The organism is Mongoliibacter ruber, assembly GCF_003003005.1.
Classification (GTDB): Bacteria; Bacteroidota; Bacteroidia; order Cytophagales; family Cyclobacteriaceae; genus Mongoliibacter; species Mongoliibacter ruber.
The window spans coordinates 206823-232633 of record NZ_PVTR01000005.1; the positions used below are offsets into that span (position 1 = coordinate 206823).

The 25811-nt window shown below is 38.1% G+C and carries 29 protein-coding genes; 20 read left to right on the plus strand and 9 right to left on the minus strand.

Features of this window, described 5'->3' with window-relative positions; genetic code table 11:
* The first annotated feature begins 111 nt into the window (after positions 1 to 111).
* The 9 genes from CLW00_RS09960 to CLW00_RS10000 all read left to right on the plus strand — a co-directional run bounded on the left by CLW00_RS09960 (position 112) and on the right by CLW00_RS10000 (position 5982).
* Positions 112 to 495: a hypothetical protein gene (locus tag CLW00_RS09960; RefSeq protein ID WP_211300183.1), complete on the plus strand. Its 384-nt coding sequence runs from the start codon at positions 112 to 114 to the stop codon at positions 493 to 495.
* Entirely contained in the window at positions 485 to 1981 is a 1497-nt protein-coding gene (locus tag CLW00_RS09965) for a SprT-like domain-containing protein (protein WP_106133538.1), read from the plus strand. The genes CLW00_RS09960 and CLW00_RS09965 overlap by 11 nt, the downstream gene beginning before the upstream one ends.
* Before the next feature lie 214 nt (positions 1982 to 2195).
* Positions 2196 to 2519 (plus strand): hypothetical protein, encoded by a 324-nt coding sequence (locus CLW00_RS21255; protein ID WP_170073202.1) that lies wholly within the window; start codon positions 2196 to 2198, stop codon positions 2517 to 2519.
* 107 nt (positions 2520 to 2626) lie between these two features.
* A complete protein-coding gene (locus tag CLW00_RS09975; RefSeq protein ID WP_146131405.1) occupies positions 2627 to 3190 on the plus strand; it encodes a hypothetical protein in 564 nt (187 codons plus the stop codon).
* 25 nt (positions 3191 to 3215) lie between these two features.
* On the plus strand, positions 3216 to 3782 hold the full coding sequence (locus tag CLW00_RS09980; protein WP_106133541.1) for a hypothetical protein: 567 nt from the start codon (positions 3216 to 3218) through the stop codon (positions 3780 to 3782).
* Positions 3783 to 3960: 178 nt separating this feature from the next.
* On the plus strand, positions 3961 to 4824 hold the full coding sequence (locus tag CLW00_RS09985; RefSeq protein ID WP_106133542.1) for a hypothetical protein: 864 nt from the start codon (positions 3961 to 3963) through the stop codon (positions 4822 to 4824).
* Entirely contained in the window at positions 4824 to 5114 is a 291-nt protein-coding gene (locus CLW00_RS09990; RefSeq protein WP_106133543.1) for a hypothetical protein, read from the plus strand. Before CLW00_RS09985 ends, CLW00_RS09990 begins: the two co-directional genes overlap by 1 nt.
* A 173-nt stretch (positions 5115 to 5287) precedes the next feature.
* Positions 5288 to 5587 (plus strand): hypothetical protein, encoded by a 300-nt coding sequence (locus tag CLW00_RS09995; RefSeq protein ID WP_106133544.1) that lies wholly within the window; start codon positions 5288 to 5290, stop codon positions 5585 to 5587.
* Between the two features lie 5 nt (positions 5588 to 5592).
* On the plus strand, positions 5593 to 5982 hold the full coding sequence (locus tag CLW00_RS10000; RefSeq protein ID WP_106133545.1) for a hypothetical protein: 390 nt from the start codon (positions 5593 to 5595) through the stop codon (positions 5980 to 5982).
* Positions 5983 to 7489: 1507 nt separating this feature from the next.
* Here the strand turns inward: CLW00_RS10000 and CLW00_RS10005 are convergent.
* Together CLW00_RS10005 and CLW00_RS10010 are read right to left on the minus strand one after the other, a co-directional pair.
* Positions 7490 to 8125, minus strand: a complete 636-nt coding sequence (locus CLW00_RS10005; RefSeq protein ID WP_106133546.1) for a LysE family translocator — start codon at positions 8123 to 8125, stop codon at positions 7490 to 7492.
* Positions 8122 to 9672, minus strand: a complete 1551-nt coding sequence (locus tag CLW00_RS10010; protein WP_106133547.1) for a GH3 family acyl-acid amido synthetase — start codon at positions 9670 to 9672, stop codon at positions 8122 to 8124. Before CLW00_RS10010 ends, CLW00_RS10005 begins: the two co-directional genes overlap by 4 nt.
* 47 nt (positions 9673 to 9719) lie before the next feature.
* Here CLW00_RS10010 and CLW00_RS10015 point away from each other — a divergent pair, with 47 nt between their 5' ends.
* The 5 genes from CLW00_RS10015 (at position 9720) to CLW00_RS10035 (ending at position 13932) form a co-directional block, all read left to right on the plus strand.
* Positions 9720 to 10394: a YggS family pyridoxal phosphate-dependent enzyme gene (locus CLW00_RS10015; RefSeq protein WP_106133678.1), complete on the plus strand. Its 675-nt coding sequence runs from the start codon at positions 9720 to 9722 to the stop codon at positions 10392 to 10394.
* A gap of 1 nt (position 10395) precedes the next feature.
* On the plus strand, positions 10396 to 10779 hold the full coding sequence (locus CLW00_RS10020) for a DUF423 domain-containing protein (RefSeq protein ID WP_106133548.1): 384 nt from the start codon (positions 10396 to 10398) through the stop codon (positions 10777 to 10779).
* 4 nt (positions 10780 to 10783) lie between these two features.
* The gene (locus CLW00_RS10025) at positions 10784 to 12085 is read left to right on the plus strand and encodes a D-alanyl-D-alanine carboxypeptidase/D-alanyl-D-alanine-endopeptidase (protein ID WP_106133549.1); all 1302 of its coding nucleotides are present in this window, start codon (positions 10784 to 10786) and stop codon (positions 12083 to 12085) included.
* Positions 12086 to 12177: 92 nt separating this feature from the next.
* Positions 12178 to 13218 (plus strand): S66 peptidase family protein, encoded by a 1041-nt coding sequence (locus CLW00_RS10030; RefSeq protein ID WP_106133550.1) that lies wholly within the window; start codon positions 12178 to 12180, stop codon positions 13216 to 13218.
* A 9-nt stretch (positions 13219 to 13227) separates the two neighbouring features.
* Positions 13228 to 13932 carry an SGNH/GDSL hydrolase family protein gene (locus tag CLW00_RS10035; protein ID WP_106133551.1) on the plus strand — a complete coding sequence of 235 codons (705 nt, stop codon included), beginning with the start codon at positions 13228 to 13230 and terminating at the stop codon, positions 13930 to 13932.
* Between the two features lie 103 nt (positions 13933 to 14035).
* Here the strand turns inward: CLW00_RS10035 and CLW00_RS10040 are convergent, their stop codons facing one another.
* Both CLW00_RS10040 and CLW00_RS10045 read right to left on the minus strand, forming a co-directional pair.
* Complete coding sequence (locus CLW00_RS10040) at positions 14036 to 14428, minus strand: DUF1573 domain-containing protein (protein ID WP_106133552.1); 393 nt, start codon at positions 14426 to 14428, stop codon at positions 14036 to 14038.
* A 16-nt stretch (positions 14429 to 14444) separates the two neighbouring features.
* Positions 14445 to 15896: an ATP-dependent DNA helicase gene (locus tag CLW00_RS10045; protein ID WP_106133553.1), complete on the minus strand. Its 1452-nt coding sequence runs from the start codon at positions 15894 to 15896 to the stop codon at positions 14445 to 14447.
* Positions 15897 to 15918: 22 nt separating this feature from the next.
* Between CLW00_RS10045 and CLW00_RS10050 the strand changes: the two genes are divergently transcribed.
* The 4 genes from CLW00_RS10050 to coaD are packed head-to-tail and all read left to right on the plus strand — an operon-like array spanning position 15919 to position 18349.
* A complete protein-coding gene (locus CLW00_RS10050; RefSeq protein WP_106133554.1) occupies positions 15919 to 16422 on the plus strand; it encodes an NUDIX domain-containing protein in 504 nt (167 codons plus the stop codon).
* A gap of 51 nt (positions 16423 to 16473) precedes the next feature.
* Complete coding sequence (locus CLW00_RS10055; RefSeq protein ID WP_106133555.1) at positions 16474 to 17055, plus strand: hypothetical protein; 582 nt, start codon at positions 16474 to 16476, stop codon at positions 17053 to 17055.
* A gap of 2 nt (positions 17056 to 17057) precedes the next feature.
* Positions 17058 to 17885, plus strand: a complete 828-nt coding sequence (locus CLW00_RS10060; protein ID WP_170073203.1) for a DUF3822 family protein — start codon at positions 17058 to 17060, stop codon at positions 17883 to 17885.
* An 8-nt stretch (positions 17886 to 17893) separates the two neighbouring features.
* Positions 17894 to 18349, plus strand: coding sequence for a pantetheine-phosphate adenylyltransferase (gene coaD / locus CLW00_RS10065; RefSeq protein WP_106133557.1), 456 nt, complete (start codon positions 17894 to 17896; stop codon positions 18347 to 18349).
* Here the strand turns inward: coaD and CLW00_RS10070 are convergent.
* Positions 18337 to 19023 carry an NUDIX hydrolase gene (locus CLW00_RS10070; RefSeq protein WP_106133558.1) on the minus strand — a complete coding sequence of 229 codons (687 nt, stop codon included), beginning with the start codon at positions 19021 to 19023 and terminating at the stop codon, positions 18337 to 18339. The two genes, coaD and CLW00_RS10070, sit on opposite strands and share 13 nt — an antisense overlap.
* A gap of 105 nt (positions 19024 to 19128) precedes the next feature.
* Between CLW00_RS10070 and pyrE the strand changes: the two genes are divergently transcribed.
* Entirely contained in the window at positions 19129 to 19785 is a 657-nt protein-coding gene (gene pyrE, locus CLW00_RS10075) for an orotate phosphoribosyltransferase (protein ID WP_106133559.1), read from the plus strand.
* 90 nt (positions 19786 to 19875) lie between these two features.
* Here pyrE and rfbB read toward each other — a convergent pair whose 3' ends face one another.
* The 3 genes from rfbB to CLW00_RS10090 all read right to left on the minus strand — a co-directional run bounded on the left by rfbB (position 19876) and on the right by CLW00_RS10090 (position 23259).
* Complete coding sequence (gene rfbB / locus CLW00_RS10080) at positions 19876 to 20925, minus strand: dTDP-glucose 4,6-dehydratase (RefSeq protein WP_106133560.1); 1050 nt, start codon at positions 20923 to 20925, stop codon at positions 19876 to 19878.
* Positions 20926 to 20968: 43 nt separating this feature from the next.
* Positions 20969 to 22021: an NAD-dependent epimerase gene (locus tag CLW00_RS10085; protein WP_106133561.1), complete on the minus strand. Its 1053-nt coding sequence runs from the start codon at positions 22019 to 22021 to the stop codon at positions 20969 to 20971.
* A 65-nt stretch (positions 22022 to 22086) separates the two neighbouring features.
* A complete protein-coding gene (locus CLW00_RS10090) occupies positions 22087 to 23259 on the minus strand; it encodes a glycosyltransferase family 4 protein (RefSeq protein ID WP_106133562.1) in 1173 nt (390 codons plus the stop codon).
* Positions 23260 to 23458: 199 nt separating this feature from the next.
* Between CLW00_RS10090 and proC the strand changes: the two genes are divergently transcribed.
* Positions 23459 to 24262, plus strand: a complete 804-nt coding sequence (gene proC, locus CLW00_RS10095; RefSeq protein WP_106133563.1) for a pyrroline-5-carboxylate reductase — start codon at positions 23459 to 23461, stop codon at positions 24260 to 24262.
* A 47-nt stretch (positions 24263 to 24309) separates the two neighbouring features.
* Here proC and CLW00_RS10100 read toward each other — a convergent pair whose 3' ends face one another.
* Positions 24310 to 25728 (minus strand): Glu/Leu/Phe/Val family dehydrogenase, encoded by a 1419-nt coding sequence (locus CLW00_RS10100; protein WP_106133679.1) that lies wholly within the window; start codon positions 25726 to 25728, stop codon positions 24310 to 24312.
* Between the last annotated feature and the right edge of the window lie 83 nt (positions 25729 to 25811).

A 25811-nucleotide genomic window follows, 5' to 3' on the forward strand; every position in this document is an offset into this window, starting at 1 on the left:
CAATTCATAATGAAAAGATTTGTTATAATTATATTGCTGTCTTTCTTTTCTATTCAGGTCGTTCTTTCCCAAGAATTATTTAATAAGGAGGTGGATTTTTCTAATTTATTAATGCCAAAATTCTTGGGGATTTTCAGTTCAATAACCCAAGAAAGAATAAAAGGGGAAAGAAATTATGAATGCTATTATTTGATTTTTCACATAGAAGATGGTAAAGTAGCTTCTGTTGAATTTTCAGATAACATACATCCAAGATACTTGGAAAGATATAATGAAAGCTATCTGGAAGATCTAAGAGAAAGAATTTCCAAAGAAGAAATCCGCTTTGAGAAGGATTGTAAAATCTATGTCCCCGTGCTTAAGGTCTGGAAGGAACCTACAGAACATACCAATAATATAGAGGAAGTAATTGAATGGCTTTTTCCTAAAGGCCAAACCTTTGATTGTTTGCATATAGTAAGACCTTTGGTCATTACTTACTGGAATGTCAGTTAAAAAAAAGGAATTAAGAATAAATGACTCCGGAATCAACTTCAGGACAGAAAGTCAGGAGCTGATTTTACCATTCTTTGAAAAAGAACCCGATTGGGACAAATTCCATATATACGAATGGCCAGATGGAAGAATTGTCTATGAAATTAATTTGGCAAATAAAGAGATGGTTCTCTCTAGCGAATTCAAAGAAAACATGCCTCAAGCCAACCCACAGGAAACAGTGATACAAAATATCATGTTTGTCGAAAACAGGGAAAACGGCAGGTATGATCCGGTGATTGCTCGGTATTATCCTGCGGATGAGTATTCCGTTTCAGGGTTTCATGAGATTTCATACAATAAGATCGGAGCAGGCTGGTCGGGAACAGTGGATATCTGGACTTATGATGAGCGTCACTTTATTGGCTTTAATATCAAAGACGGTCAAATGGTTTCTACTGTAAAATATGATACTGGCCCAGCTGAAGGGGCCAGAACAAGTCATGGCCAAAATTATTTGACAAATGATACAGTGGACTGCTTCAGGGTTCCCACCACCACTACTTATACATATACCACTACGGGTTATTATGAAACCACGGTAACTGCCACCCAGCATTATGCAACCATCTGCAGTACGGGAGGATCATCTGGATCTGAAGGAAATTCCTGGCCAACTTATGAGTATAACTCTGGTGGTGGAGGTGGAGGAGGTACTTCGGCACCTAATGAGCAGCCTTATACGCCGCCTGTAATTAAACTACCCTCTATTTTCAATGCTATTACGAATCCTTGTGCCAGTCGATTGTTTATTCAATCCACAAAAAACAATAACTTTAATTTTACTGTCCCAGCGCAGATTGGAAATCTCAATCCTGCAATTATCAGTTTGTTTCAACAAACTACTAAATACCCTTATTTGATCAAAAATGGAGATCTTTTAAATGCTTCAGATAAATACAATGTGATAATTACAAACTCAAACTTTAAAGAAAATGGCAGAACAAAACCAAGATCCTTCAATGAAACAACTGGGAAGTTTGACATCATGATTGAATTATCAAATGATTATTTAAGTAAAGCCACCCAGTTATCTATTGTAAGAACAATTATCCATGAAAGCATTCATGCCTATTTACTACATGAGCAATATACAAATCCGCATGGAGACCTTTATTCAGGAGTATCCAGATATATTTTTAAATCAGGAATTACTGATCCTAATAGACTTCATCATGAATTTATGCCACAATTTATTGATGCCATTGCCTATTCCCTTTGGTCTTGGGATATGGCTTATGGTTCCAAAGGACAAATACCACTATCTTATATGAAAGATTTAGCTTGGGGAGGTATGACTTCATACAAGGATAAAAATGGGGTTATTAAATATTATGATAGTTTTAAGGAAAGATTTCCGAATTCAAATGATAGGAACCGGATTGAAAGAAACATAAATAATGAAATCGATGGAAATTGGTCAGCAAAAGGTAAAAAATGCTCTTAGGAAAAAATTCAATATTTTCTGTCTTTTGATAAGCATCACGCTATTTGGAGGATGGCAGTCCAAATCAGACAGAAAACTTAATGATGAACAGTATAATGTACTGAATAGTCTCTTTAAGAGGGAAACAATTCTTTTTCAAAAAACTTCCACTAATAAAAGCTGGGGATATTACCATACTGAAGATTGGCTATTGGAGAAAATGGATTTATGTCTCTTGGAAAATGAAAATGATAGAAAAAAGATTGTAAAAGAACTCATGATTAGTAATTTTCAGTCAAATCTTAAATCCCACATTTCTAATCAAACAATTCCCTCACAAATAGAAGAATTAAAGTCGAAGAACAGTGGAATTAAACTCATAAAAAAAGATATTTCAGGGACCGTTCCCAGAGTTTCTGCACCATTTATTTTCGAAGACAAAGCTTTGGTTTATTTCGAGGATCCATTTGAAGAATCAATTTTCTATTTAAAAAAAGACCAATCTGGAAATTGGGAATGGATTTGTAAATTCACATTATTTATAATTTTTGAAGATTAAATTAGTAGTTCTTGTGTTAATCATGTAAATACCATGATGGGGAAAATTAATCTTTTTGAAAAATATGAAGCAACTAACAGAAACGCTAAAAGTAAACCGTGCTGATCATGAAAAATTTAATTTTAATAATCCTTTTTGGTTTTTTATCATTCAATGATGTATCAATTGGAGAAAGAAAGCCTTTATTAAAACTTTCAAATGACCAATACAAAATAGTAAATTCCCTCCTTGGGACTGATTCAACGGTTAGATTATCAATGCATACCAGCTTTCTCTATCATTGGGGAAATTATTTGAATACAGATTGGTTAAGCAAAGATCCAGGATTTTGTATCTCTCAAAAAAATGGTTTTGAAAAAAGAGAAATTTCAGATCATATTGACAACAGAACACTTTCTGCGATGAGGGAAAAAATTTCTAATATTTCCGGATCTTTTTTGCTTGAAAAAAATAAAATCCATTCCAAGGATGTGAAATTGGTAAAAGATTTTACATCTAATAATTTACTTTATTTATCTCCTCCTGTAATAGAAGGAAAGCACGCTGTAATATATTATAAGTTGCTATGGAATGAAAAAATCATCTTTTTTAAGCAAAATGTAAATGGGGACTGGAGTACATTCTGCGAATTTTACTTAGTTGAATCCACTCGGAATGATGGCATCTCCTAGATTGAATTGAGAAAGGGCAATAGTAATGCAAAAGGCAAGAAATGTAACTAAATTAAAAAAAATAATTTTAAGCATATCCATATTTTTTGTTCTTTCGATTTCGAATGGCCAAGACATTGACCAGTATCATAATATCCTTAATGAAATCTTTAAATCTGAAATAAAAGAAAAGAATAATTTATTGGACAAAGTTGATCTTTCTTCTGATTGGATAGATTACTTAGAAGATTCAGTATTTGTTAGTAAGACTCTCAGATATAGTTGTAATAAGGAAAGCGTTGGTGATCTGATCAAGCAGATAGATCTTATAAAAGCCAGAGAGACAATCGAAAATACGTCAGATTTTACTTGGCAAAAGCGGAAACTAAATTCAAGCTTCAAATTACAAAAAAAGGTTGCGCAGAGAGGCCTTACCTATCAATATAGTATTCCGATCAAGGAAAAAAAGATAGTTATTGTAAGAATTAAAAGTTTTGATTCTTACTATAATACCATTGGAGATTATATATACTTAATGAAAAAGGATCCTAATCAAGCTTGGGATATCGCTTGTATTCTTGTTATTCAAGAAATTTTTCCTGACTATAATTGAAAAAAATGGCTATGGCAGTACCGTTTAAAGTGAGATAACACTTTGAGTTTTGGAAAAAGTCAAAAGGAATGGAAAGCCTTCTACTAAAAATTGATCTCTATTTGCGAACTTAATTATAGAAAGATCCGGTTTTAAGGAAATTTCATACAATAAAATCGGAGCGGGATGGTCCGGAACTGTGGATATCTGGACTTATGATGAGCGTTATTTTGTGGGATTTATCATTGAGGACGGTCAGCTTACCGCCACCAAGCATCCCGAAGGTTATGACTTCAATCAGAATGCCAGAAAAATCGGCCTTAACGGGGAAAATCTCGACACTACCTGTAAGCATGTCGTATCCATCACCACGGTAGTAACCATAGTCTCTGCAGGAGGTAGTTCACATATTTCTTATGAAAATGAAACATCCGTTCATATGGTATGCAGCGAAGGTTCTCTTGGCAATAACCACGGATCGAATGGCAATACAGGCATCACCTATCCTTTTAATTCCGGTGATGACAGAGGTGGTGGAGGTACTTCGACACCTAATGGGCAGCCTTATACTCCGCCAAAGGTAAAAGCACCATTGATTTTGAAAAAAATGAAATGTTCTGATTTAAGTAATAATCACAATGAACCTTCAAATGACCAATGGTCATTCAGGAATTCTAATTATGGATTAACATATAATGAAATAATTTCGCAAAGGGAAAATAGAAGCTGGTCATTTATGAATTCTCAACAAGGAGGACCTAATATTAGGTATATATCTGACCCTCTTAACCCTAAAATTATCATAGATCTTAGGCATTTATTAATCGTTGGAAAATTAGGAAGAGCTGCGGGTGAAAGCATAGAGATAGTGCAATGGATTAAAAATGATCCATCAGGATATGATGATCAAGATTTTTATTCAAATGAACTTGGTTATTCTTTCTTTCAACATTATGGAGAAGCTATTAAATATAACCCTAATGCAATTGCAGATTATTTAATTTCATTTCTGAACAACCCTAAATTTAGAAACTCTGTATCATCACCAGAAAGATGTAAATAATGAAAAGAAGTTTAATATTTATATCGCTATGCATTCTCCTAAGCATTCTTGTCTTAGTTCCAAAAATTTATCGATCACAAAAAAATGTTAAGAATTCAAAAGAAATTAAATTGGGAATGGGAAAGGATGAAGTTTTAAAAATTATGGGGAAACCGGACAGTAAACGAATCTCATATTTTAATGAAATTGATTCCTTATATTTCTATCAACCTCCTTTTGGAGCTTCATCTGGAATTGAAATCATTTTTGGGAGTGATGAAAAGGTTCAAAAAATTTTGCTTTACGAATGAAATAAAACATAAATTAAATAGAAATTTGATAATTTAAATGCACCTGTATTTTTAATAATATAGATGGTTATTCATCAAGTGTTCCATGCTGAATTTTATAGAGATGTCAAAACAACCATGCCTTCCTCTGATGATGTATTATTCCGGGATACATTTGACCAATATATATATATATGGGAACAGCTGATCAGCACCATAACCTGATGGCAGACAGATATTTGGATGAAATGGCTGATATTCTTGCCGATATTCACAAGAAATTAGATTATGTGGCATTTGCCCAAGTCATGAAAGATGTTTACCCCAATGGGATCCCGAAAAGCTTTTATAAATCACTGGCTTGGGAGGGGTTAAAAGAGACCAGGGCTGACAGAGATACGGAAAAAATAACCGTTCAGCCTCCATTGAAATCTCCCTTAAAAAAAGTGAAAGAAGCTAAAGAGTTTGCAAGATATGGACTAAAAAAACTGTAACTAAAATGAAACTTAACTATTTTTTACTTGTAGTTTTCACCTTACTCATTCAATTTTCAGCTTATTCTATGAGTCTTTCGAAAAGTGTTAATGATACAATTGTAATTGTAGTAAATAGAAAGGCTTTAAACACTGAAATATCCTTTAGAGAAAGAACCTTCGGAGTAGAAAACGCTTTGCCAAAAACAGAGATGAGGGTTTATCGAGATAAATTCTCCAATCCAAATTATTATCTAGCATTAGTCCATACGCCATTTTACAACCATACCACACTATCTTTTTCTTTATTTGAACTGAATAAATATAAAGTGATTTGGGATAAGAACTTGAACTATCAAGATTGGGCTAATTTAAGTTCTGATGGTGATAAATATGTTTATTTGATGATTTTTTAAGATGAACTCACGCACAGAGACCTCTTTACTTTTAGGTTTCAGGTTAAAGCTTATCAGGTAGTAATTCATACTGGAGCGCAGGAATGAGAACGAAACTCCTCTGAAGCCGAAAAGGTGATTGATGCTAATTTGACAAACAGTATTTCAGGCGTAGCATTTTGGTGTGCCTATACTCTTTGGGCTGCGCACTCAATTCTCTCCGAGAAACCATCGACAGGACTAAAAACAATAAATAGCCTTATTCTATCTGTGAAAATCTGTGTCATCTATGGTAAACAAAAGCAGGGTTTTAGAGTGTTTGAAGCTATTTTCACCCTCGGTCTCGGTTTCGGCTAGTGGAGACACTAATCGAGGCAAGGTGTAAAGACTTATTCCATCTGCGAAAGTTCGTGTAATCTGCGGGAGAAAATTACTGAGTTCTGGAAGGTTTGAGGTTATTCTCGGTCTCGGTTTCGGTTAGTGGAGACACTAACCGAGGCTAAAAAGACTTATTCCATTTGCGAAAGTCCGCGTAATCTGCGAGAGATAATTACTGAGTTCTGGAAGGTTTGAAGTTATTCTCGATCTCGGTTTCGGTTAGTGAAGACACCAACCAAGGCAAGGTGTAAAGACTTATTCCATTTGCGAAAGTCCGCGTAATCTACGGGAGATAATTACTGAGTTCTGGAAGGTTTGAAGTTATTCTCGGCCTCGGTTTCGGTTAGTGGAGACACCAACCAAGGCAAGGTGTAAAGACTTATTCCATTTGCTAAAATCCGCGTAGTCTGCGGGAGATCATTACTGAGTTCTGGAAGGTTTGAAGTTATTCTCGGCCTCGGTTTCGGTTAGTGGAGACACCAACCGAGGCTAAAAAGACTTATTCCATCTGCGAAAGTCCGCGTAGTCTGCGGGAGATAATTACTGAGTTCTGGAAGGTTTAAAGTTATTCTCGGTCTCGGTTTCGGTTAGTGGAGACACCAACCAAGGCAAGGTGTAAAGACTTATTCCATTTGCGAAAGTCCGCGTAATCTGCGGGAGATAATTACTGAATTTTGGAAGGTTTGAGGTTATTCTCGGCCTCGGTTTCGGTTAGTGGAGACACTAACCGAGGCTAAAAAGACTTATTCCATCTGCGAAAGTCCGCGTAGTCTGCGGGAGATAATTACTGAGTTCTGGAAGGTTTAAAGTTATTCTCGGTCTCGGTTTCGGTTAGTGGAGACACCAACCGAGGCTAAAAAGACTTATCCCATCTGCGGAAATCTGCGTAGTCTGCGGGAGATAATTACTGAGTTCTGGAAGGTTTAAAGTTATTCTCGGCGCCGGTTTCGGTTAGTGGAGACATCAACTGAGGCTAAAAAGACTTATTCCATCTGCGAAAGTCCGCGTAATCTGCGGGAGATAATTACTGAATTTTGGAAGGTTTGAGGTTATTCTCGGTCTCGGTTTCGGTTAGTGGAGACACCAACCGAGGCAAATACCAACCTAGGCAAGCACTGACTGAAGCAGAAGGGGAAATCCTTCATTTTTTTCACATCAACCCTTGCCTTTCCATCGCAAAATAAATCAAACGCAACCCAAACAACACCAATAAAATGCCCACTACCCTATTCAGGAGCTTCATGAATCTGGGGGTAATAAACGAGCGCAACTGTTTGGCCACAAAAGCCTTTAACAAATCAATCGAAAATACCGTCACCAAAATACCTGCATAGTAAATTGTCACATCTACCTTATCAAAATGATCTTTGAGACTCACTAAACCTGCAATGGAAATCCAAAAAAGCAACACAAAAGGATTGACTCCATTGATGCCAAAGCCTTTGAAAAATCCCTTCGCCTTTCCTGTCTTGGGTAATGGCATACCACCAGAGTTAGGCCTTACATTGTTTTTTTTGACAAAAGAAGTTGCCCCAAAAGCCATTAGAATCAAACCTCCTGCATAGCCTAGCACAATTTCAAAATTGGGGTTTTGGGAAAAAATGCTCACTCCAAAATATGTGATCATTACATAAATCAAGTCACTGCACAGGATGCCGAGTGCAAGGATGACCGTATGCCTAAAACCATTTTCGATACTATTGGTGATCAAAGCAAAAAAGACCGGCCCAATCATCGCTGACAGCACCAGTCCCATTCCAATCCCCTCGAGAAGGGCCTCTATCATATTTCGATATTATTAGTCTTCAAATACTCTAACCACTGAGTCATTTTCTCTTTCTTCAGCACTCTGGGAAACTTATTCTGACCGCCTTCCTTTCCTTGCAGTCTCAACCATTCATAAAAGTGTTTGGCTGGCAAGACAGTACAATTTATCTCCTTCAAGGCATGTTGACGTTCTACAATATAGTCATCATTCAAGGTTTTGAGTTTTTCATCGATCTCTTTAATCAGCACCTCCTGATCTATCTCATCATCTGTCCCTACAAACCAATGATGCTTGAACAAGTTTCCATGTGGCAGGCCAATCACTGTAAACTCTTTGATGTTCAGGTTAAACTCCTCAGCAACGGATTCTATCGCCTTGTTCATATTGTCCATAGACAAATGTTCCCCACAGAGACTCAGGAAATGTTTAGTTCTGCCAGTGATGATGATTTCACTTTCTTCCAATGATACAAATCTTATGACATCTCCTATCAGGTATCTCCAAGCCCCCGAACAAGTACTTATCAGCAAGGCATAATCCGCATTCTCTTCAATTTCATCTATTTTTAAGGTCCTTGCTCCTTCTATCACTTCTCCATTTTCATCAAAATTATCATCGTTGAAGGGGATGAATTCATAGAAAATTCCATTATTGAGCACAAGGCGCATGCTCCTTCTGTCCGGAAGTGCCTGAAAGGCCAAAAAACCTTCGGAAGCAAGGTATGTCTCCATGTAGATCAATGGCTGGCTTAATAACTTTTCAAAACCCTTTTTGTAGGGTTCGAATGAAACTCCACCGTGAACAAATATTTTTAAATTCGGCCAAATATCGTGAATGGTTTTCAACTGATACCTTTCTATGATTTTTTCCAAAAGAATCTGCAACCATGCCGGAACCCCCACAATGATACCTATATCCCATTTTGGCGCCATTTCCACAATCTGATCTAGTTTTTCTCCCCAGTTTTTATTCCTTGAAATTTGTTTCCCTGGTTTGTAAAAACGCTGAAACCAAATAGGTAACCTTCCTGTGGTGATGCCACTGAGATCACCAGAGAAAAAAGTCCCATTAAAATCCAAATCAGTACTGCCCCCAAGCATTATTATACCTTTGGTAAACAATTCATCAGGCAAGTCATATTTGGACAAAGACAAAATCTGCCTCACACCTGTTTTTCTGATAGCCTTCACCATATCCGTTGAAATGGGTATATACTTGGAAGAAGCACCGGAAGTCCCTGAAGTAAGCGCAAAGTACCGGATAGCCCCTGGCCAAGTGATATTCTTTTCACCGTTTTTTAACCTGTACCACCATTCCTGATAGATTTTTTCATAATCATAAATAGGGACCATGCTGGAAAAAGCCCTGTAAAAATCCTTGTTAGCCTTTTTGAACTCCTTCAAAATCAATTTGAACTCAAATTTTTTCCCAAATGCCGTATTGGCAGATTTAATCATCAATTTTTTCAACTCCTGCTTCTGCAATTCTGCAGGTGAGCTGTATTCTTGCTCCAAAGACACCCTTAATCTGATGCCTTTTTTTAGCAATGTACCCAATATCGCCATATCTTTGCTTACTTTAGATGTACCTGTTACAGACCAAAATTAAAAGAATGAGTATTAAAGAAAACCTTCATAAGATAAAAAATACGTTCATCAATCCCAATTGCAAATTGATTGCTGTTTCCAAAACCCACCCTTCGGAATCAATTCAAGAAGCCTATGATCTCGGTGTGAGAGACTTTGGAGAAAATAAAGTTCAGGAATTAGTCGAAAAAGCTGAAAAACTACCCAAGGATATAAGGTGGCACATGATAGGTCACCTCCAAAGAAATAAGGTAAAGTACATGGCCGAGTTCATCTATCTCGTTCATGGAGTGGATTCACTTAAGTTATTAAAAGAAATAAACAAACAGGCCGCCAAAGTAAGCAGAACCATCAATTGTCTACTTCAGGTGCATATTGCTGAGGAGGAAAGTAAATTTGGATTTGATGAAAAAGAGTTGTTCGAACTATTGGAAGGTAAAACTATTCATGAACTTCAAAATGTCAAAGTAATCGGCTTGATGGGTATGGCCACTTTTACAGAAAATGAGGAACAGGTAGAAAAAGAATTTGAGGGCTTAAAAAACCTGAAAAACAAACTCCAGCAAATGGATCTCCCCGAAAACTTTGACCTTCAGGAGCTTTCCATGGGGATGACTGGAGATTACCTTCTGGCCCAAAAACAAGACAGTACAATGGTAAGAATCGGAACGGCTATCTTTGGGGAAAGAGATTATAATTAACATGAATAAAGCTAAATACATACAAATTGCCGCATTGTTTGGAGCCTTGGCCGTTGGAATTGGTGCCTTTGGAGCCCATGGATTAGAACCTATATTGGAAAGCAAGGGAACAAGTGACACATTCGAAACTGCTGTTAAGTATCACTTTTACCACACCTTGGCCCTTTTAGCCTGCGCATTTTTATTGGAACTCTATCCAAGCAATAAGAAACTGTCCGCTGCATTCTGGCTGTTTGCTATTGGAATAATTATTTTTTCCGGAACCTTATACACATTATCGCTTACAGGCGTTTCATGGCTGGGAGCGATTACCCCAATAGGCGGCGTAGCCTTTATCGCAGGATGGGTGATGATGATGATCTCCGCCAAACAGCCCAAAAAGTAAATTCATGATCAAAAAAATAAGTTTTGGTGTACTGATATTTTCAGTTTCACTTCTTGCTGCATCAGCACAAGAGATAGATGTCCGTGAACGGTATGAAGGTCTCAATGCATTGGTGGGACCAAACACCTTTTTTGACAATCACCTTACCGGATTTATACTCTATGAGTTGGATTCAGGATGGGTGCATTTCGAAAAAAACAGCCATATGAACTTCATCCCGGCTTCCACTACCAAACTGTTTACTTTTTATGCTTCTTTGATGGTTTTGAGGGATAGGACCAACACATTTAGATATGTAGAAAAAGGAGATGAAATTACAATCTGGGGCTCTGGAGATCCATCATGGAAGTACAATATACTTCCCCAACCGAAAATTGAAGATTTCCTTTCCAAGTACAAGAAAGTCAATTTTTCTTCTTCCAATTGGAAAGATGAAGCCTTCGGCTATGGCTGGCAATGGGATGACTATTACTATGCCTACTCTGCCGAACGCTCTCCTTTCCCCATGTATGGCAATATTGTCATGTTCAGAAATGTCAACCGCACTCCTCAAGCTACTATTCCAGCCTTTGCCAATAGTGTCAAAACTTTCGAAATAAACAGTCCAACAGTTCGGAGGGATTTCCATAGCAATACCTTTTACTACAACCCTAGGACTTACACCAATCCTGGCCCGATGTTACCTTTTGTGACCTCAGCAGAACTCACCGCACAGCTTCTTCGGGATGTGTTAAAAAAACCGGTCGAACTGGTCGACTTAGAACTTCCCTCAACAGCCAAAATCTTCAATGGAGGTGACATAAAGCCACTTTGGAAAGAAATGATGCAGGAAAGTGACAATTTCATTGCTGAACAAATACTCTTGATGGTCTCTGACCAATTATTTGGAGAATTGAATTCAGAAAGGGCAATTGATTATGTCAAAAAAACTTACCTTCGAGACCTTCCCGATGATCCGAAGTGGGTGGATGGTTCCGGTCTTTCAAGACACAATCTCGTCACTCCAAGGAGCATGATCACCTTAATGGAAAAAATCGACAAGGCAATGCCTCGCGATCAATTGTTGCAGCTTCTGCCTCAAGGTGGAATAAACGGCACTTTGAAAAACAACTATAAAGCACCAAGACCTTATATATTTGCCAAAACAGGCACCATAAGTAACAATCATGCCTTAGTTGGAATCATCAAGACAGATAGTGGAAGACACCATGCTTTTGCTTTTTTGAACAACAATTACCTCAACAAAGCATCTGAAATACGAAGAGAAATGGAAAAAGTATTGCTTTATATCAAAGCAAATTACTGATTTATGTGTCATCTGAAGAGAAACAAATTATGAAAGCTCCCAAGCTATTTGTGAATTATTGCGCTATTTTTGGATAAAGACGAAAAGTAACTATGAATAAAAGGACTTTTATAAAATCATTGGGATTGGGTATAGGAGCATTGCCTCTGACTTCATTTTTACCAGCTTTGCCAGTCAATGATAACCTTATACTTCCATTCCCAATCAACCCGGGTGATAAGGTAGGATTGGTAAGTCCATCAGCAGCCACTGGAGAGAGAATCGAATTTGAGTTTGCCAAAGAGGCCTTAGAAGCACTTGGGCTTGAAGTCGAACTCGGAGAAAACCTCAAAAAACGCAGAGGCCATCTTGCAGGCACAGATGAAGAAAGGGCTTCAGATCTCAATTATATGTTTGAAAACAAGCATATCAAAGCTATAATCTGTATCAGAGGAGGTTCAGGAGCTGCAAGAATTCTACCCTTAATCAATTATGAGATAATAAAAAAGAATCCCAAACCATTGTTGGGGTATTCTGATATCACCGCTCTGCACAACGCAATTCATGCAAAGACAGGTTTGATCACCTTTCACGGACCAAACGGCTCAGGAAGTTGGAACAGTTTCAACGTCAATCAATTCCAGCAGGTGTTTTTTAATCAAGGAATGGTGACTTTTGAAAATGAGCACGCCAAAGGAGACGAGTTAATCGTCAAACAAAACCGGATTCAAACGATTCGGCCAGGCTTAGCAAAAGGGAAAATATTAGGTGGAAACCTTACAGTACTTACTGCACTGTCGGGTACTCCTTACCTACCGGATTTCGCTGACAGCATTCTCTTTATTGAAGACATCAGCGAGGACCCTTATAAAATTGACCGTATGATGAGTACACTTCTACTGAATGGTACTTTATCCAAAATCAAAGGTTTTATATTCGGTCAATGCACCAATTGTACTCCAGGTGGTGGGTATGGCTCCTTGACACTTGATGACATACTGGACGACTACATTCTTCCTTTGAACATCCCCGCCTATAAAGGAGCCATGATTGGCCATGTGCCAAAACAATTTATCATACCTGTAGGAGCCGAGGTGGAAATGGATGCTGAGGCGGGAACCTTCAAAATGCTCCATGCTATCTTCCAAGCTTAATCGCGTAAAATGAAAAAAATCACCCTTCTTTCTCTTTTCTCATTCCTTTTATTTGTCGGTTGTATGTCACAAAAACCAACTCCAACTAAAAACAAAAAGACCTTAAATTACCTTGCTCTCGGTGACTCATATACCATCGGAGAAGGCGTGTCTGAAGATGAAAGATATCCAAATCAGCTGATTGATTTATTGAATACCCAAGGTTTGACGTTCGAAAAACCTCGCATAATCGCAGTCACAGGATGGACCACGGATGAATTGGCAAAAGGTATTGAGGAAGCTGAGATATCTAAAAACACTTATGATCTAGTCACACTTCTTGTTGGTGTGAATAATCAGTACAGAGGCAGAGATGTGGAGAATTACCGCACAGAGTTCCGTGCTCAATTGCATCAGGCTATAGGTTTTGCGAAAGGTGATCCAAATAAGGTTGTGGTGCTTTCCATACCTGATTGGGGAATAACGCCATTTGCTGAGGCAAGAAAAGTGGATCAGGAAAAAGTAAAGACAGAGATTGACAGATACAATCAGGCAAAAAAAGAAATCACATTAACTCTAGGGGCTCACTATATCGATATCACGGAAGATTACCGTGAAATTGGAGCCAGGCCGGAAATGGTAGTCGAGGACAAATTACACCCGAGTGGATTGGTGTATACAGACTGGGCCAAAAAAATCGAACAAGTGATTAAGTCAGAAATGAAATTCCACTAAATACACTTTTTAACCTTTAGCCGAAGGTCTATTCCGTAAGGAAAATAAAAAAGGGATAGTGTGCCATACACCATCCCTTTTTGGTTTTATTTTATCATCCCAATCACTTGCCTCTTGGCAATACATTTGAGATTAATGATACTTTCTCAATAGGTTCAGAGGCATTTGAATATATCCTCACCACTGAATTTTGTTTACCCATTTTCCCCGCAGAATTGAAGACTACTTTAAGTTCACCCGTAGCACCTGGAGCAACTGGTTCTTTTGGCCAAGCTGGTGCAGTACATCCACAGGAAACGGCAACATTGGAAATCACCAACGGAGTTTCACCTGAATTGGTAAAAACAAAAGTATGTTCTACTTTATCTCCCTGAGAGATGTCACCAAAGTCAATGGATTTTTCTTTGAAGTCAATAACAGCTCCCTTGTTGTCACTTTGCGCCTGAACTGCTATTACGGCAAAAGCAAACACTACTAACAAAAACAACTTTTTCATGGTCTTATTATTTATTTTAATTGGATTCTCTTTCTGAACTGTAAAGGTAAAACTTTGGATTAAAGTTCACCATAAATAATTCTTTCTTTGCGCGTGTCACCGCAGTGTATAGCCACCTGATGTACTCATGATTGACCTGCTCGTCAGTAAGGTACCCTTGATCTACGAATACAGCGTCCCATTGTCCACCTTGCGACTTATGGCAAGTAAGTGCATAAGCAAACTTAACCTGCAATGCGGAAAGATAAGGATCTTTTTTTATCAGTTCCATTCTTTCACTTTTATTAACAACATCCATATAGTCTTCTGACACCTGCCTATATAGCTCCCTATACTCTGTAACAGTGAGTGAGGGGTTAGGACTATATAAGGTATCCATGATCACCTTAGCCTCAAAATAAGGCTCATCAGGATAATCTATCAACCTCAATTCAAGTGTTGCAAATCTTAAGCCATACATTTCTTCAAAAGACCTGATTTTAGTAACCTCTGCAAAATCACCATTTGCAAGAAAATTCACCTTCTCTGACTCTGCCATATAGGTGTAGTTGTTTTTGACTATCATAAGCAAGTCTCCCGCACTGATTTCGTCATCATAAAAATGGATTGTCCTCCTGATGTATTGGTTATACTGTACCGCTGACTTATTTGACCTGGTAACTATGGCTGTGTTCTCAATCCCATATTTATCATAGGCATACCTCAACCCATCTTCCAACCTCTCCCCTGTCATTTTAAAGAAATCTTTGAAACCTTTTGTCTGAAAAAATATTACAGGATCCTTAGCAATCACTTGATCTCGCAAATAGGTAGCATTGTACAAAATCCCTGATTCTAATTGCTGACGCATCACTTCGGTTAATTCAATCATGGACACCTTAAGCCTGAAATGCCTGGTTAGGTAGTCCCTGTCAAGGCCAGGACTTAAGCTACTGCCCACAGGGGGAAGCTGTGCGGTATCACCCACAAGTATCAACCTATTGCTACTGATTTGAAACACATATTCAATCAAATCTCTGAGCAAACTCCTTCCACCCATTTGTTCGTCGGCCAGCATTGAAGCCTCATCCACAATAAATACTGTGTTTTGATAATAGTTTTTTACAACTTCAAAACCTGACCCCATGTCTCCAGTTTGGTCTTTTGGCTTATATATTATCTTATGAATAGTAAATGCAGCCTTGTTACTATAATTCCCCATCACCTTAGCCGCTCTCCCCGTCGGAGCAAGCAACATTGATTTTAGCTTTAATCTTGGCAATACCTTTACCAAAGCAGAAACCAAGGAAGTCTTACCAGTACCGGCATATCCTCTTAATATAAAGGTATCACCTGACGGATCGGTTTCAGGCAGAAACTTATCCATATGAACAAAAAAATCATTTTGACCCCTAGTCGGTTCAAACTGAAAATTTTTTCTTAATAAAATTGATGGCTTGATTGTGCCCTGATTATCTTTACCTGTCATGCAATGACGAAGCTAGCTTTTAATGACTACACTGGAAAAAGAATTGACCGATAAATTTGGCGGAAGACTCAGGACAAGGGTAAACGGAATTCTGATAGAGGAAAACGCAATCCTCATGATAAAACATAAAATGAGTCCGACCAGAGATTTCTGGAATGTCCCTGGAGGTGGAATGAAATATGGGAGTTCTGTAGAAGAAAATTTAAAACGAGAATTTAAAGAGGAAACAGGACTCGATATCCGCATATGTAAATTTGTTTGTGCCCACGAATATTTAGAAACACCTTTACACGCAATAGAATTGTTTTTCCTAGTAGAGCGAACGGGGGGGGCATTGCAGCTCGGTACAGATCCTGAACTTGACAAGGACAACCAATTGATCACAGAAATTAAATATCTTACAATCGAAAACCTTCATTTGATCCAAAAAGATGAAAAACATCCTATTTTTGACCGAATAAAATCATTGAATGATGTGCGAAAGTGGAATGGATATTTTAATTTTGAAAATAAATCCATAAAATAGCAACTTGATTAAAAACCATCAACCTTTATAAAAGATTAAATCATCTCAAAAATGACACTAAGCAAAATATTATCCGTAGTATTCCTTCTAGGCGCTCTTGGTTTGGGCTTCATGCTTTACAAAAGCGTGGACGATGTCATGCAAGAAGAAAAGAAAATTGCTGCCATCGAATCCAGAATTATTGAAAAACTTCAAATGTTGAGGGATGCTCAGGTAGCCTATAATGCAACCAATGGAGAATACGCTGACAATTGGAATGATCTTAAAAACTTCATTCAAGGTGGCGAAATTTGGCTTGTTCAACGTAAAGAAACGACCAAGCTTCTTGAATATGGCAAAGAAGAAACCACTGTTACATTTGACACCTTAGGTTCAGTTGGTGTAATGGATTCTCTTTTCAATGAAAGAAGACATCCTAACTTTAACCTTGAAAATCTTCATGTAATCCCAGGATCAGGTGGCACTGAGTTTGAATTTTTCACGGATAAAATTGAAAGAAGTGGTAGAGAAATCCCTGTATTTGAAATCAGAGATCCTGCACCTATCAATCCAAAAAGAAGAGAAAACAACAACGAAAAAGCCCTTAGAGTGGGATCAAGAACAGATTCTTCTACTTCAGGTAACTGGGAGTAATTTTGGCTAGCTCAGCAATCTATACTCAGGAAAAATTCTTATGCGATAAATTTGACATCAATTCGGTGTCAAGTTTATCGCTTTTCTTATATGATCATTATTCTTTTTTGACAGCAAAGGATCAAAACGGAAAAGTGCTGGCTGTAAACGTACAGACATTTTCTGATTTGGAAGAATTAACCGACCTGTTACAAAATGATGACCTTTACCAATTAGACCTGCCTACCAAGGTATTTGTGCATAATTCAACTTTCAGCTTGGTACCTGGAGCGCTGTTCAATACAGCCTTCCTGAATACCTACATAGCATTTGCTGGAGACAATACCAATGTATCTACATATGAATCCGCTCTCCAAAGTAATGCAATACACTTAGTCGGGGGGATTTCGACAGATTCTTATAACAAACTCGTACAAGGCAAGGGCTCAGTGCAGTTTTATCATGGAGCTGTTTCTTTCCTTTCTTACTGCCTCAATGAAAAGCCAAACTTACTCAACCAAGAAATCCTGATTTATTATTTTGACAGTCACTTTTACCTGGCTGCTTTTTCAAATCAGGAATTGATGGTCTTCAATAGGTTCGATGCGTTTGACAAAGAAGATATTTTGAAATATATCTTTGGTGTAATTCAACAGCTGAATTTCAACAGAAAACTCTGTAGAATCAATTTCTTTGGTGATGCTGAATCTATGGAAATCGACAAAGTCTGGGGAGAAAATTATTTCAAAAACTTTAAGATTTCGATTCCCCAATCCAATATCCATTACCATGAGGGTCCTGATAAAATTCTTCAAAGCCCTGCTTTTGAATCACGTTGGGAATTTATCTAAAATCATCCATGAAAAAAGTAGCCATTTTCCCTGGGTCATTCGATCCATTCACCAAAGGACATCACGATATCGTACTGAGAGGTCTCAATATCTTTGATGAACTGATTATTGGTATTGGTTATAATGTAGCCAAGAAAACCAGGTACTTTGAAATTGACGATATGGTTGAAAAAATAAAAACGCTATATCAACACGAACCTCGGGTTAAAGTTGTTGTGTACAATGAACTTACCTCTAATTTGGCAAAAAAACATAAGGCCAATTTTTTGATCAGAGGATTGAGAAATACGACTGATTTTGAATACGAAAATACCATCAGCCAAATGAACCGGAAGCTTAATCCAGAATTGGAAACAGTATTTTTGATAACCTCACCTCATTTTGCAGCTGTAAGCTCTACAGTGATCAGAGAAGTTCACAAATTTGGTGCTGATGTAAGCGATTACCTTCCTTATAAGGTATAGACCTTAGGCGCCATCCTGAGAAATCTCTTATACAAGTACCTCATAGAAGGGTAAGAGTTCACCAAAGCTGTTTTTGCTTCATGATGATTCAGCCACCTGAGGTCTTCAATTCCCTCTTCTTTTTGGGGACTCATTTCCGAATCATCTACATTTTCCATTACATACCAATACGTTTTCTTAAGGATACTTTTACGGTTATGAGTATAGGTATGCCAAGTCTTGCAGATTTCAGGACCTAATTTCACCTGAATATTGCACTCTTCTTCCACCTCACGCACTGCGCATTGAGAAGGTGTTTCCCCTTTGTCAAATTTACCCTTGGGCAGATCCCATTTTCCAAGACGGTGGATAAACAGAATATTTTTCCCTTTGGTAACCACACCACCCGCAGCCTTGATTACTGAAAAGCGACTTTTTATGAAATCCTTTACCCCGTTTTTATCTTCAGCGACAACAGTCACAGAATCTAGATCCTTGAGTTTCCGTGTCCTCAAAACATAAAGTAATTTGATAATCACGTCTTGAGATGGTTCTATAATCAACACATCATCATGAAAATCTGAGGTACCTGGCAATTCCACAGGGTGATCATAGATACATTCAAAAGTCTTTTCTTTTGAAAGTTGATCAGGAGTAAGAATATCCAATGGCTTATCGTTGATAAAAATCTTCATAGTGGGTATTTTTAAGGGCTGTGACCCTTTCTGTAAAAATCAAAATTGCATAAAATTTTCAGCCTGTACAACCGACACTTCTATTTTATCTTTTAATTTTGAGATATGGAAATATTCGACAAAAAGACTGCCGCTGAAGTTGCCTCTTTGCTACTGGAAGTGAAAGCTATTAGACTTCAACCTGAAAAACCTTTTACTTGGGCATCAGGATGGAAATCACCAATATATTGTGACAACAGGTTATCACTCTCTTTTCCAGAGGTGCGGACATTTATCAGAAAAAGTCTAGTGAAAGCCATTGAACAAAATTTCCCTCAAGCTGAATCGATAGCTGGGGTAGCTACCGCAGGAATACCTCAGGGGGCTTTGATTGCTGACCAAATGGAGCTTCCATTCTTGTACGTAAGGTCAAAACCTAAAGGTCATGGAATGGAAAATATGATTGAAGGAAAAATCACTCCAGGCCAAAAAGTAGTGGTTGTGGAGGATTTGGTTTCGACCGGAGGCAGCTCACTCAAAGCTGTAGAAGACCTGAAAGCTGCCGGATTTGAGGTATTGGGAATGGTGAGTATTTTCACTTACGGTTTTGATGTTGCCAAGAAAAATTTTGCAGAAGCAAATGTGAAACTGATTTGCTTGAGTGATTATTCTTCTATGTTACCTCAAGCCTTAGCAAATGATTATATAGATGACGAAACGCTAGCCTCTCTTGTTGGATGGAGAAAAGACCCAGCATCTTGGCAAGGTGTAAGGGTAGACTAAACCCAAATTAGAACCTATTTAAAAAAAATTAAAGCCCATGATTTTATAAAAAATCATGGGCTTTTCACCTTGTATAAAGAATCAGGATTACTATTCTTCGTAATGCTTCTCATAATATTTCTGGTAATTACCTGAGGTCACATTAGTCAACCAAGTTTCATTGGCAAGGTACCAATCAATCGTTTTTTCTATCCCTTCTTCAAATTGCAAGCTTGGCTCCCAGCCCAATTCTTTTTGGATTTTACCTGCATCAATAGCATACCTAAGGTCATGGCCAGCCCTGTCTTTGACAAAAGTGATGAGCTTTTCTGATGTACCGACTTCCCTATTCAATTTCTTGTCCATTATCTTGCAAAGCAAATAGACGATATCGATATTTTTCCATTCATTGAATCCTCCGATATTATAGGTTTCTCCATTTTTACCTGAATGAAACACCACATCAATAGCCCTTGCATGGTCTACTACATAGAGCCAATCTCTGATGTTTTCTCCTTTCCCATAAACAGGCAGAGGCTTGTTGTTTTTGATGTTATTGATACAAAGAGGGATCAATTTTTCAGGAAATTGATTGGGACCATAATTATTGCTACAATTGGAAATCACAGTTTTCAGCTTGTAGGTATTGTTATATGCCCTTACAAAATGATCTGAGGAAGCTTTAGACGCAGAATAAGGAGATTGTGGGTCATAAGGGGTAGTCTCCAAGAAGAAACCACCATCATCGAGTGAGCCATAAACTTCATCGGTGGATATATGATAAAAAAGATGATTGTCATACTCCTTCCAGTATGTCTTGGCTGCATTTAGGAGGTTAACTGTTCCTATGACATTTGTGCGGACAAAAGCCAAAGGGTCAGTAATGGATCTATCAACATGCGATTCTGCCGCCAAATGAATCACATCCGTTACCTGATGTGCCTCAAACACCCTTTTCAACCCGCTCTCATCCAAAATATCTACTTTTTCAAAAGCATAATTTGAAGCACCTTCAATTTCTTTCAGATTTTCCAGATTGCCTGCGTAGGTAAGTGAATCCAGGTTGATAATTTGGTATTCAGGGTATTTTTTCACAAAAAGTGCCACCACATGGCTACCTATAAATCCAGCTCCTCCTGTGATTAATATATTTTTTTTCATAAACTCAGATGGTTATTTGATATCCTTTAAAAATACGAAAGGTTTATTTTTTATAAAATGAATTGTACCATTCTACAAATTTTGCAACTCCCTCAGCTACTGGAGTATCCGGCTTATAACCCGTATCCCTGATCAGGTCACTGACATCAGCAAAAGTAGCTGGAACATCCCCTGGTTGTAGGGGTAACATGTCCTTTTTGGCTTCTTTACCCAAAGCCTTTTCCAAGGCACCAATATAATCCATTAGTTCTACCGGACTAGAATTCCCAATGTTGTATACCTTGTATGGTGCATATGAACTTCCCGGATCTGGATCATCTCCATTCCAGTCTGGATCCCCTGCAGGTATTTTGTCTGCCACCCTTTTTATACCCTCCACTATATCTCCTACATAAGTAAAATCACGCTTCATTTTGCCATGATTAAACACCTGAATGGATTCTCCTTTGGTAATGGCATCTATAAACAGAAACAAAGCCATATCTGGTCTTCCCCAAGGACCATATACTGTAAAAAACCTCAGCCCTGTAGTAGGTATGTTAAACAAGTGACTGTAGGTATGCGCCATCAACTCATTTGACTTCTTAGAGGCGGCATACAGACTCAATGGATGATCTACATTATCAGAAGTAGAAAAAGGCATTTGGGTATTGGCTCCATAAACTGAGCTTGAAGATGCATACACCAAATGTTTGACAGGAAAAGCCCTACAGGCCTCCAAAATATTTACAAAACCAGTGATATTGGTTTGGATATACGCCCCTGGATTAACTAATGAATATCTAACCCCAGCTTGGGCTGCAAGATTGACTACAATATCAAACTTTTCTTTTTCAAACAACGACATCAAAGCTTCCTTATCTGCCAAGTCCATTTTGACAAAGGAGTATTTCTCAAATTTGCTTGACCTCACAGATTCGTGGAGTCTGATTTCCTCTCTGGAAATCCCACTCTCCTTTAACCGAGCAAATTTCAGGTTCACATCGTAATAATCGTTGATGTTGTCAATTCCAATTACTGTATCACCTCTTTCTAAAAGTAAATTAGCAAGGTGGAAACCAATAAATCCGGCTGTGCCGGTAATCAAATATTTCATGTTATAGAAATTTCCCTACTTAACACACTAAAACAAATAAACGCAAGTATTTTCAATAATTAAGCTTAAAGGTTTTCATTTTTACTATTTACTTCCAATAGCCTTGAATAATTTTCCAATATCAAATGATGCATATTTTCTCTTCCAAACTTTTCTTTGACCTTATGGTACAAATTATCAGCGAGTTGCTGCATATAGTCCCTTTTGACAAAGGCAAACTCCAATGCGTCTTTTAATATTTCCACATTTTTGACTGGATAAACCAATCCTGTCTCTCTATTGGTAATCAGGTCTATATTACCGATAATATCAGAACAAATTACAGGAACTTGCATAGCTCCCGCCTCTAAAATCACATTAGGGAATCCTTCCCTATGAGAGGCATGAACCAATACATCTGCCAATGCAAAATAGTGCGCAACGTGATCTGTCCATTCCACTTGAACAATTCTAGGATGATCCTGAATTTTGCGAATGATATCATCTTTGATCGGATTGAGCTTTTGCTCAAATGAACCTAACAAAACAAGCTTCCCGTATTTTGAAACTTTGGATTTTAAGAATGCCTCCACAAGTTCTTCTACTCCTTTGTCACGAACTAATCGTCCTACCGCCAAAATTAAAAAATCATTTTCTGAAGGTGTAATTCTAATGGTAGCGGCTATCAGATGATTTTCAGCCAATGCATTCCTATTGAATCTCTCCAAATCAACCCCATTAGAAGAACCATTCCCTATAACTTTTACTTTGGAATCATCCAAAAGCCCTTCTTTTTGCATGAATTCCTTCAAGGAATAAGAGTTTGGCCAAACTTCATCAGCCCACCTGAAAGTAAGCTTTTCCATCGCGATCAAAAGCTTTTTCTTACCCTTGTCCGCTACCATATAAGGCATGCCTGCCACTGTATGTATTTTGATTTTTACCCCAGCCAATTTCGCTGCTATCATGGCCAGTAAACCAGCCTTGGGCGTATGCGAATGAACAATGTCAGGCTTTTCCTTTCTGAAAAGTAAAAACAAAAGCCAAAGACAGTAAAGATCATGAAATGGGGTTATTTTTCTAGTAAAAGGTATGACATGATGTGCACACCCTTCCCTCCGTGTTACTTCTCCAATCTCCCTCCCATCAGCGCTCACCATCAAGACTTCCCATCCAGCATCTTTCATGAATTTCATTTGTCCTGCCAATAAAAGTTTGAGGGAAAGAGGTACTGTAGTAATTCGAATTAATTTTGGCATTCAGCTTTTTATTTAAAAAGTCAAAGTTAACTTTTTATTACTTTTCAATCAGGTTAAATACAAAAAAATGACACACATTACCTTACAAATTAAAAACTAGCCCTTTTATACTTAAATTGAATTTTCGACAAAAAACTACCTAAACAAGGATTACTTTTTACCTTTAGGATTAAACAAAAATCTTCTATCGATAAATACCATGTTAAGGGATACAAAAATTGCCATTATAGGCTGCGGCAATCTCGGTGGCTCTATTCTAAATGGCTTACTTCAGTTGACCGAAATATCAGCTGACCATATTCATGTCACAAAAAGAAATCCAAAAAACTTGTTGCCATTTCAGGACAAAGGTGTGCGTGTACATTCTGACAATGTAATAGCCGCAACTGATGCTGATTTGATTATTTTAGGAGTCAAACCTTTCAATGTGACATCAATTCTGCAGGAGATCAAGCCTGTTTTAAATCCGCAAAAACAAATTATCGTTTCTCTCGCTACCGGGATTACATTGGAGGAAATGTATCAGGTAGTTGATCCTAATACGATTATTTTTAGGGCTATGCCCAATATTGCGGCAGATATCCAAGAATCTGTCACATGTGTATGCGGAAAGAATTTCAGACCCGAACAAGAAATTCTAATCAAAGAACTGTTTGACAGCATTGGCACAACGATTACCATTGATGAGAATCTAATGGAAGCTGCCACAGTGTTAGGCGCATGTGGGATTGCCTATGTACTCAGGTTTATGAGAGCCATGATTCAAGGAGGCATACAGATAGGCTTTGACGCTAAAACAGCAAGTCAAATTGTCAATCAAACTGTAAAAGGCGCTGCAGAGCTAATGATTCAAAAAAACATCCATCCTGAAGAGGCCATTGATAAAGTAACCACTCCTAAAGGCTGTACCATCGTAGGTCTTAACGAAATGGAGCATCAAGGCTTCTCCGCTGCAATGGTCAGAGGGGTGTTAGCTTCTTATCAGAAAATTGAAAAAACATAAAATCATAAAGGCCAGCCTCTAGTGGCTGGCCTTTAAAAATAATTTCCTTAAGGGAAAATTCCCAAGTCCATATAACTGATCGAGATTCTTTCCAAGGCAAGGATAAATCCTGCTGTTCTTAAACTTTGGATTCCTTTTTCCTTTCTTTTCTTATTCATGTCGTGATAAGCAGTGACCATGGTCTCTTCAAGCCCTGACAAAACCAGATCTCTTTCGGAAGCTCCTTTGATCAGACCATCTTTTTCATCATCAGTGAATCGCTCTCCAGTGGCATTTTCGATGGTTCCCAAAAGTTTTCTGTATTTTTCCATGTCATATCTTTTTTCAAGCTTTCCAAAAGAAACCCTTGACAAATTTTTGAGCCATTCGAAATAAGAAACTGTAACACCACCTGCATTCAAATACATGTCAGGAATGACCATCACGCCTTTTTCTAATAGAATTTTTTCAGCCTCATTGGTTACGGGACCATTTGCCGCTTCTCCTATGATCTTGGCCTGAACTTTATCAGCATTTACATTTGTGATTTGGTTTTCCAAAGCTGCAGGCACCAAGATATCACAAGGGTAGGTCAATAACTCTTTGCTGTTTTTAATGAATTCGCCTCTACTATAGCCTTTGAAACCCTTGTTTTCGATCTGAAAATTCTTGATCGCTTCTACATCTATTCCCGACTCATCCCAAATACCGCCATTCCATTCTGCGATACCTACAATCTTGGCTCCAGCCTCACTCAGATACTTGGCAGAATAGTAACCTACGTTACCAAGACCTTGAATGATGACTTTTTTACCCTTTAAACCTACAGTAAGGCCAAGAGACGCCATATCTTCTTCCACACTGACTGCCTCTCTTATTCCGTAAAAAACACCCTGTCCTGTGGCCTCAGCTCTCCCATCAATTCCATGTTGAGAAAGTGGCTTCCCAGTAACAGCTCCTTTGGCATTGATCAATTCTGGATTGAAAGCCTCAAAAGTATCCACAATCCAAGCCATCTCCCTTGCTCCTGTTCCATAATCCGGCGCAGGCACATCGATAGCTGGACCAATAAATTTCTTTTTAATAAGTTCAGCCGTATACCTTCTGGTGATTTTTTCCAGCTGTCTTTCATTGTACTTCAATGGATCTATACTCACACCTCCCTTTGCTCCACCAAATGGAACATTGACGAGGGCACATTTGTATGTCATCAAGGCAGCAAGACCTTTGACCTCTTCTTCATCCACATGGTCACTGTACCGAATACCACCTTTGACAGGTAGCTTATGGTGCGAATGCTGCACCCTGTAACCGGTCATGGTTTCATAAGTTCCATCCTCATTCCTGAGTGGAAAATTGAACTTATAAATACTGTTGCATTGCTTGATCTGATCGAGAAGTCCCGGATGCAAATCCATATGCTTAGCTGCGTCATCCACAAAGCCACAGACATCATTAAACAAACTATATTCTACTTTTTTACTCATAAAAATTATATTTTGGTGAATACCACAAGATACAAATCTTTCAAGGGAACTGCCTAATAAGGAGCTATGATATTGTTCAATAC

Excerpts from the sequence above, each read along its gene's own strand:
- CLW00_RS09960 (WP_211300183.1), top strand. The coding sequence starts at position 112 with ATGCCAAAATTCTTGGGGATTTTCAGTTCAATAACCCAAGAAAGAATA.
- CLW00_RS09965 (WP_106133538.1), top strand. The coding sequence starts at position 485 with ATGTCAGTTAAAAAAAAGGAATTAAGAATAAATGACTCCGGAATCAAC.
- CLW00_RS09975 (WP_146131405.1), top strand. The coding sequence starts at position 2,627 with ATGAAAAATTTAATTTTAATAATCCTTTTTGGTTTTTTATCATTCAAT.
- CLW00_RS09980 (WP_106133541.1), top strand. The coding sequence starts at position 3,216 with ATGCAAAAGGCAAGAAATGTAACTAAATTAAAAAAAATAATTTTAAGC.
- CLW00_RS09990 (WP_106133543.1), top strand. The coding sequence starts at position 4,824 with ATGAAAAGAAGTTTAATATTTATATCGCTATGCATTCTCCTAAGCATT.
- CLW00_RS09995 (WP_106133544.1), top strand. The coding sequence starts at position 5,288 with ATGGGAACAGCTGATCAGCACCATAACCTGATGGCAGACAGATATTTG.
- CLW00_RS10000 (WP_106133545.1), top strand. The coding sequence starts at position 5,593 with ATGAAACTTAACTATTTTTTACTTGTAGTTTTCACCTTACTCATTCAA.
- CLW00_RS10005 (WP_106133546.1), bottom strand. The coding sequence starts at position 8,125 with ATGATAGAGGCCCTTCTCGAGGGGATTGGAATGGGACTGGTGCTGTCA.
- CLW00_RS10010 (WP_106133547.1), bottom strand. The coding sequence starts at position 9,672 with ATGGCGATATTGGGTACATTGCTAAAAAAAGGCATCAGATTAAGGGTG.
- CLW00_RS10015 (WP_106133678.1), top strand. The coding sequence starts at position 9,720 with ATGAGTATTAAAGAAAACCTTCATAAGATAAAAAATACGTTCATCAAT.
- CLW00_RS10020 (WP_106133548.1), top strand. The coding sequence starts at position 10,396 with ATGAATAAAGCTAAATACATACAAATTGCCGCATTGTTTGGAGCCTTG.
- CLW00_RS10025 (WP_106133549.1), top strand. The coding sequence starts at position 10,784 with ATGATCAAAAAAATAAGTTTTGGTGTACTGATATTTTCAGTTTCACTT.
- CLW00_RS10030 (WP_106133550.1), top strand. The coding sequence starts at position 12,178 with ATGAATAAAAGGACTTTTATAAAATCATTGGGATTGGGTATAGGAGCA.
- CLW00_RS10035 (WP_106133551.1), top strand. The coding sequence starts at position 13,228 with ATGAAAAAAATCACCCTTCTTTCTCTTTTCTCATTCCTTTTATTTGTC.
- CLW00_RS10040 (WP_106133552.1), bottom strand. The coding sequence starts at position 14,428 with ATGAAAAAGTTGTTTTTGTTAGTAGTGTTTGCTTTTGCCGTAATAGCA.
- CLW00_RS10045 (WP_106133553.1), bottom strand. The coding sequence starts at position 15,896 with ATGACAGGTAAAGATAATCAGGGCACAATCAAGCCATCAATTTTATTA.
- CLW00_RS10050 (WP_106133554.1), top strand. The coding sequence starts at position 15,919 with ATGACTACACTGGAAAAAGAATTGACCGATAAATTTGGCGGAAGACTC.
- CLW00_RS10055 (WP_106133555.1), top strand. The coding sequence starts at position 16,474 with ATGACACTAAGCAAAATATTATCCGTAGTATTCCTTCTAGGCGCTCTT.
- coaD (WP_106133557.1), top strand. The coding sequence starts at position 17,894 with ATGAAAAAAGTAGCCATTTTCCCTGGGTCATTCGATCCATTCACCAAA.
- CLW00_RS10070 (WP_106133558.1), bottom strand. The coding sequence starts at position 19,023 with ATGAAGATTTTTATCAACGATAAGCCATTGGATATTCTTACTCCTGAT.
- pyrE (WP_106133559.1), top strand. The coding sequence starts at position 19,129 with ATGGAAATATTCGACAAAAAGACTGCCGCTGAAGTTGCCTCTTTGCTA.
- rfbB (WP_106133560.1), bottom strand. The coding sequence starts at position 20,925 with ATGAAAAAAAATATATTAATCACAGGAGGAGCTGGATTTATAGGTAGC.
- CLW00_RS10085 (WP_106133561.1), bottom strand. The coding sequence starts at position 22,021 with ATGAAATATTTGATTACCGGCACAGCCGGATTTATTGGTTTCCACCTT.
- CLW00_RS10090 (WP_106133562.1), bottom strand. The coding sequence starts at position 23,259 with ATGCCAAAATTAATTCGAATTACTACAGTACCTCTTTCCCTCAAACTT.
- proC (WP_106133563.1), top strand. The coding sequence starts at position 23,459 with ATGTTAAGGGATACAAAAATTGCCATTATAGGCTGCGGCAATCTCGGT.
- CLW00_RS10100 (WP_106133679.1), bottom strand. The coding sequence starts at position 25,728 with ATGAGTAAAAAAGTAGAATATAGTTTGTTTAATGATGTCTGTGGCTTT.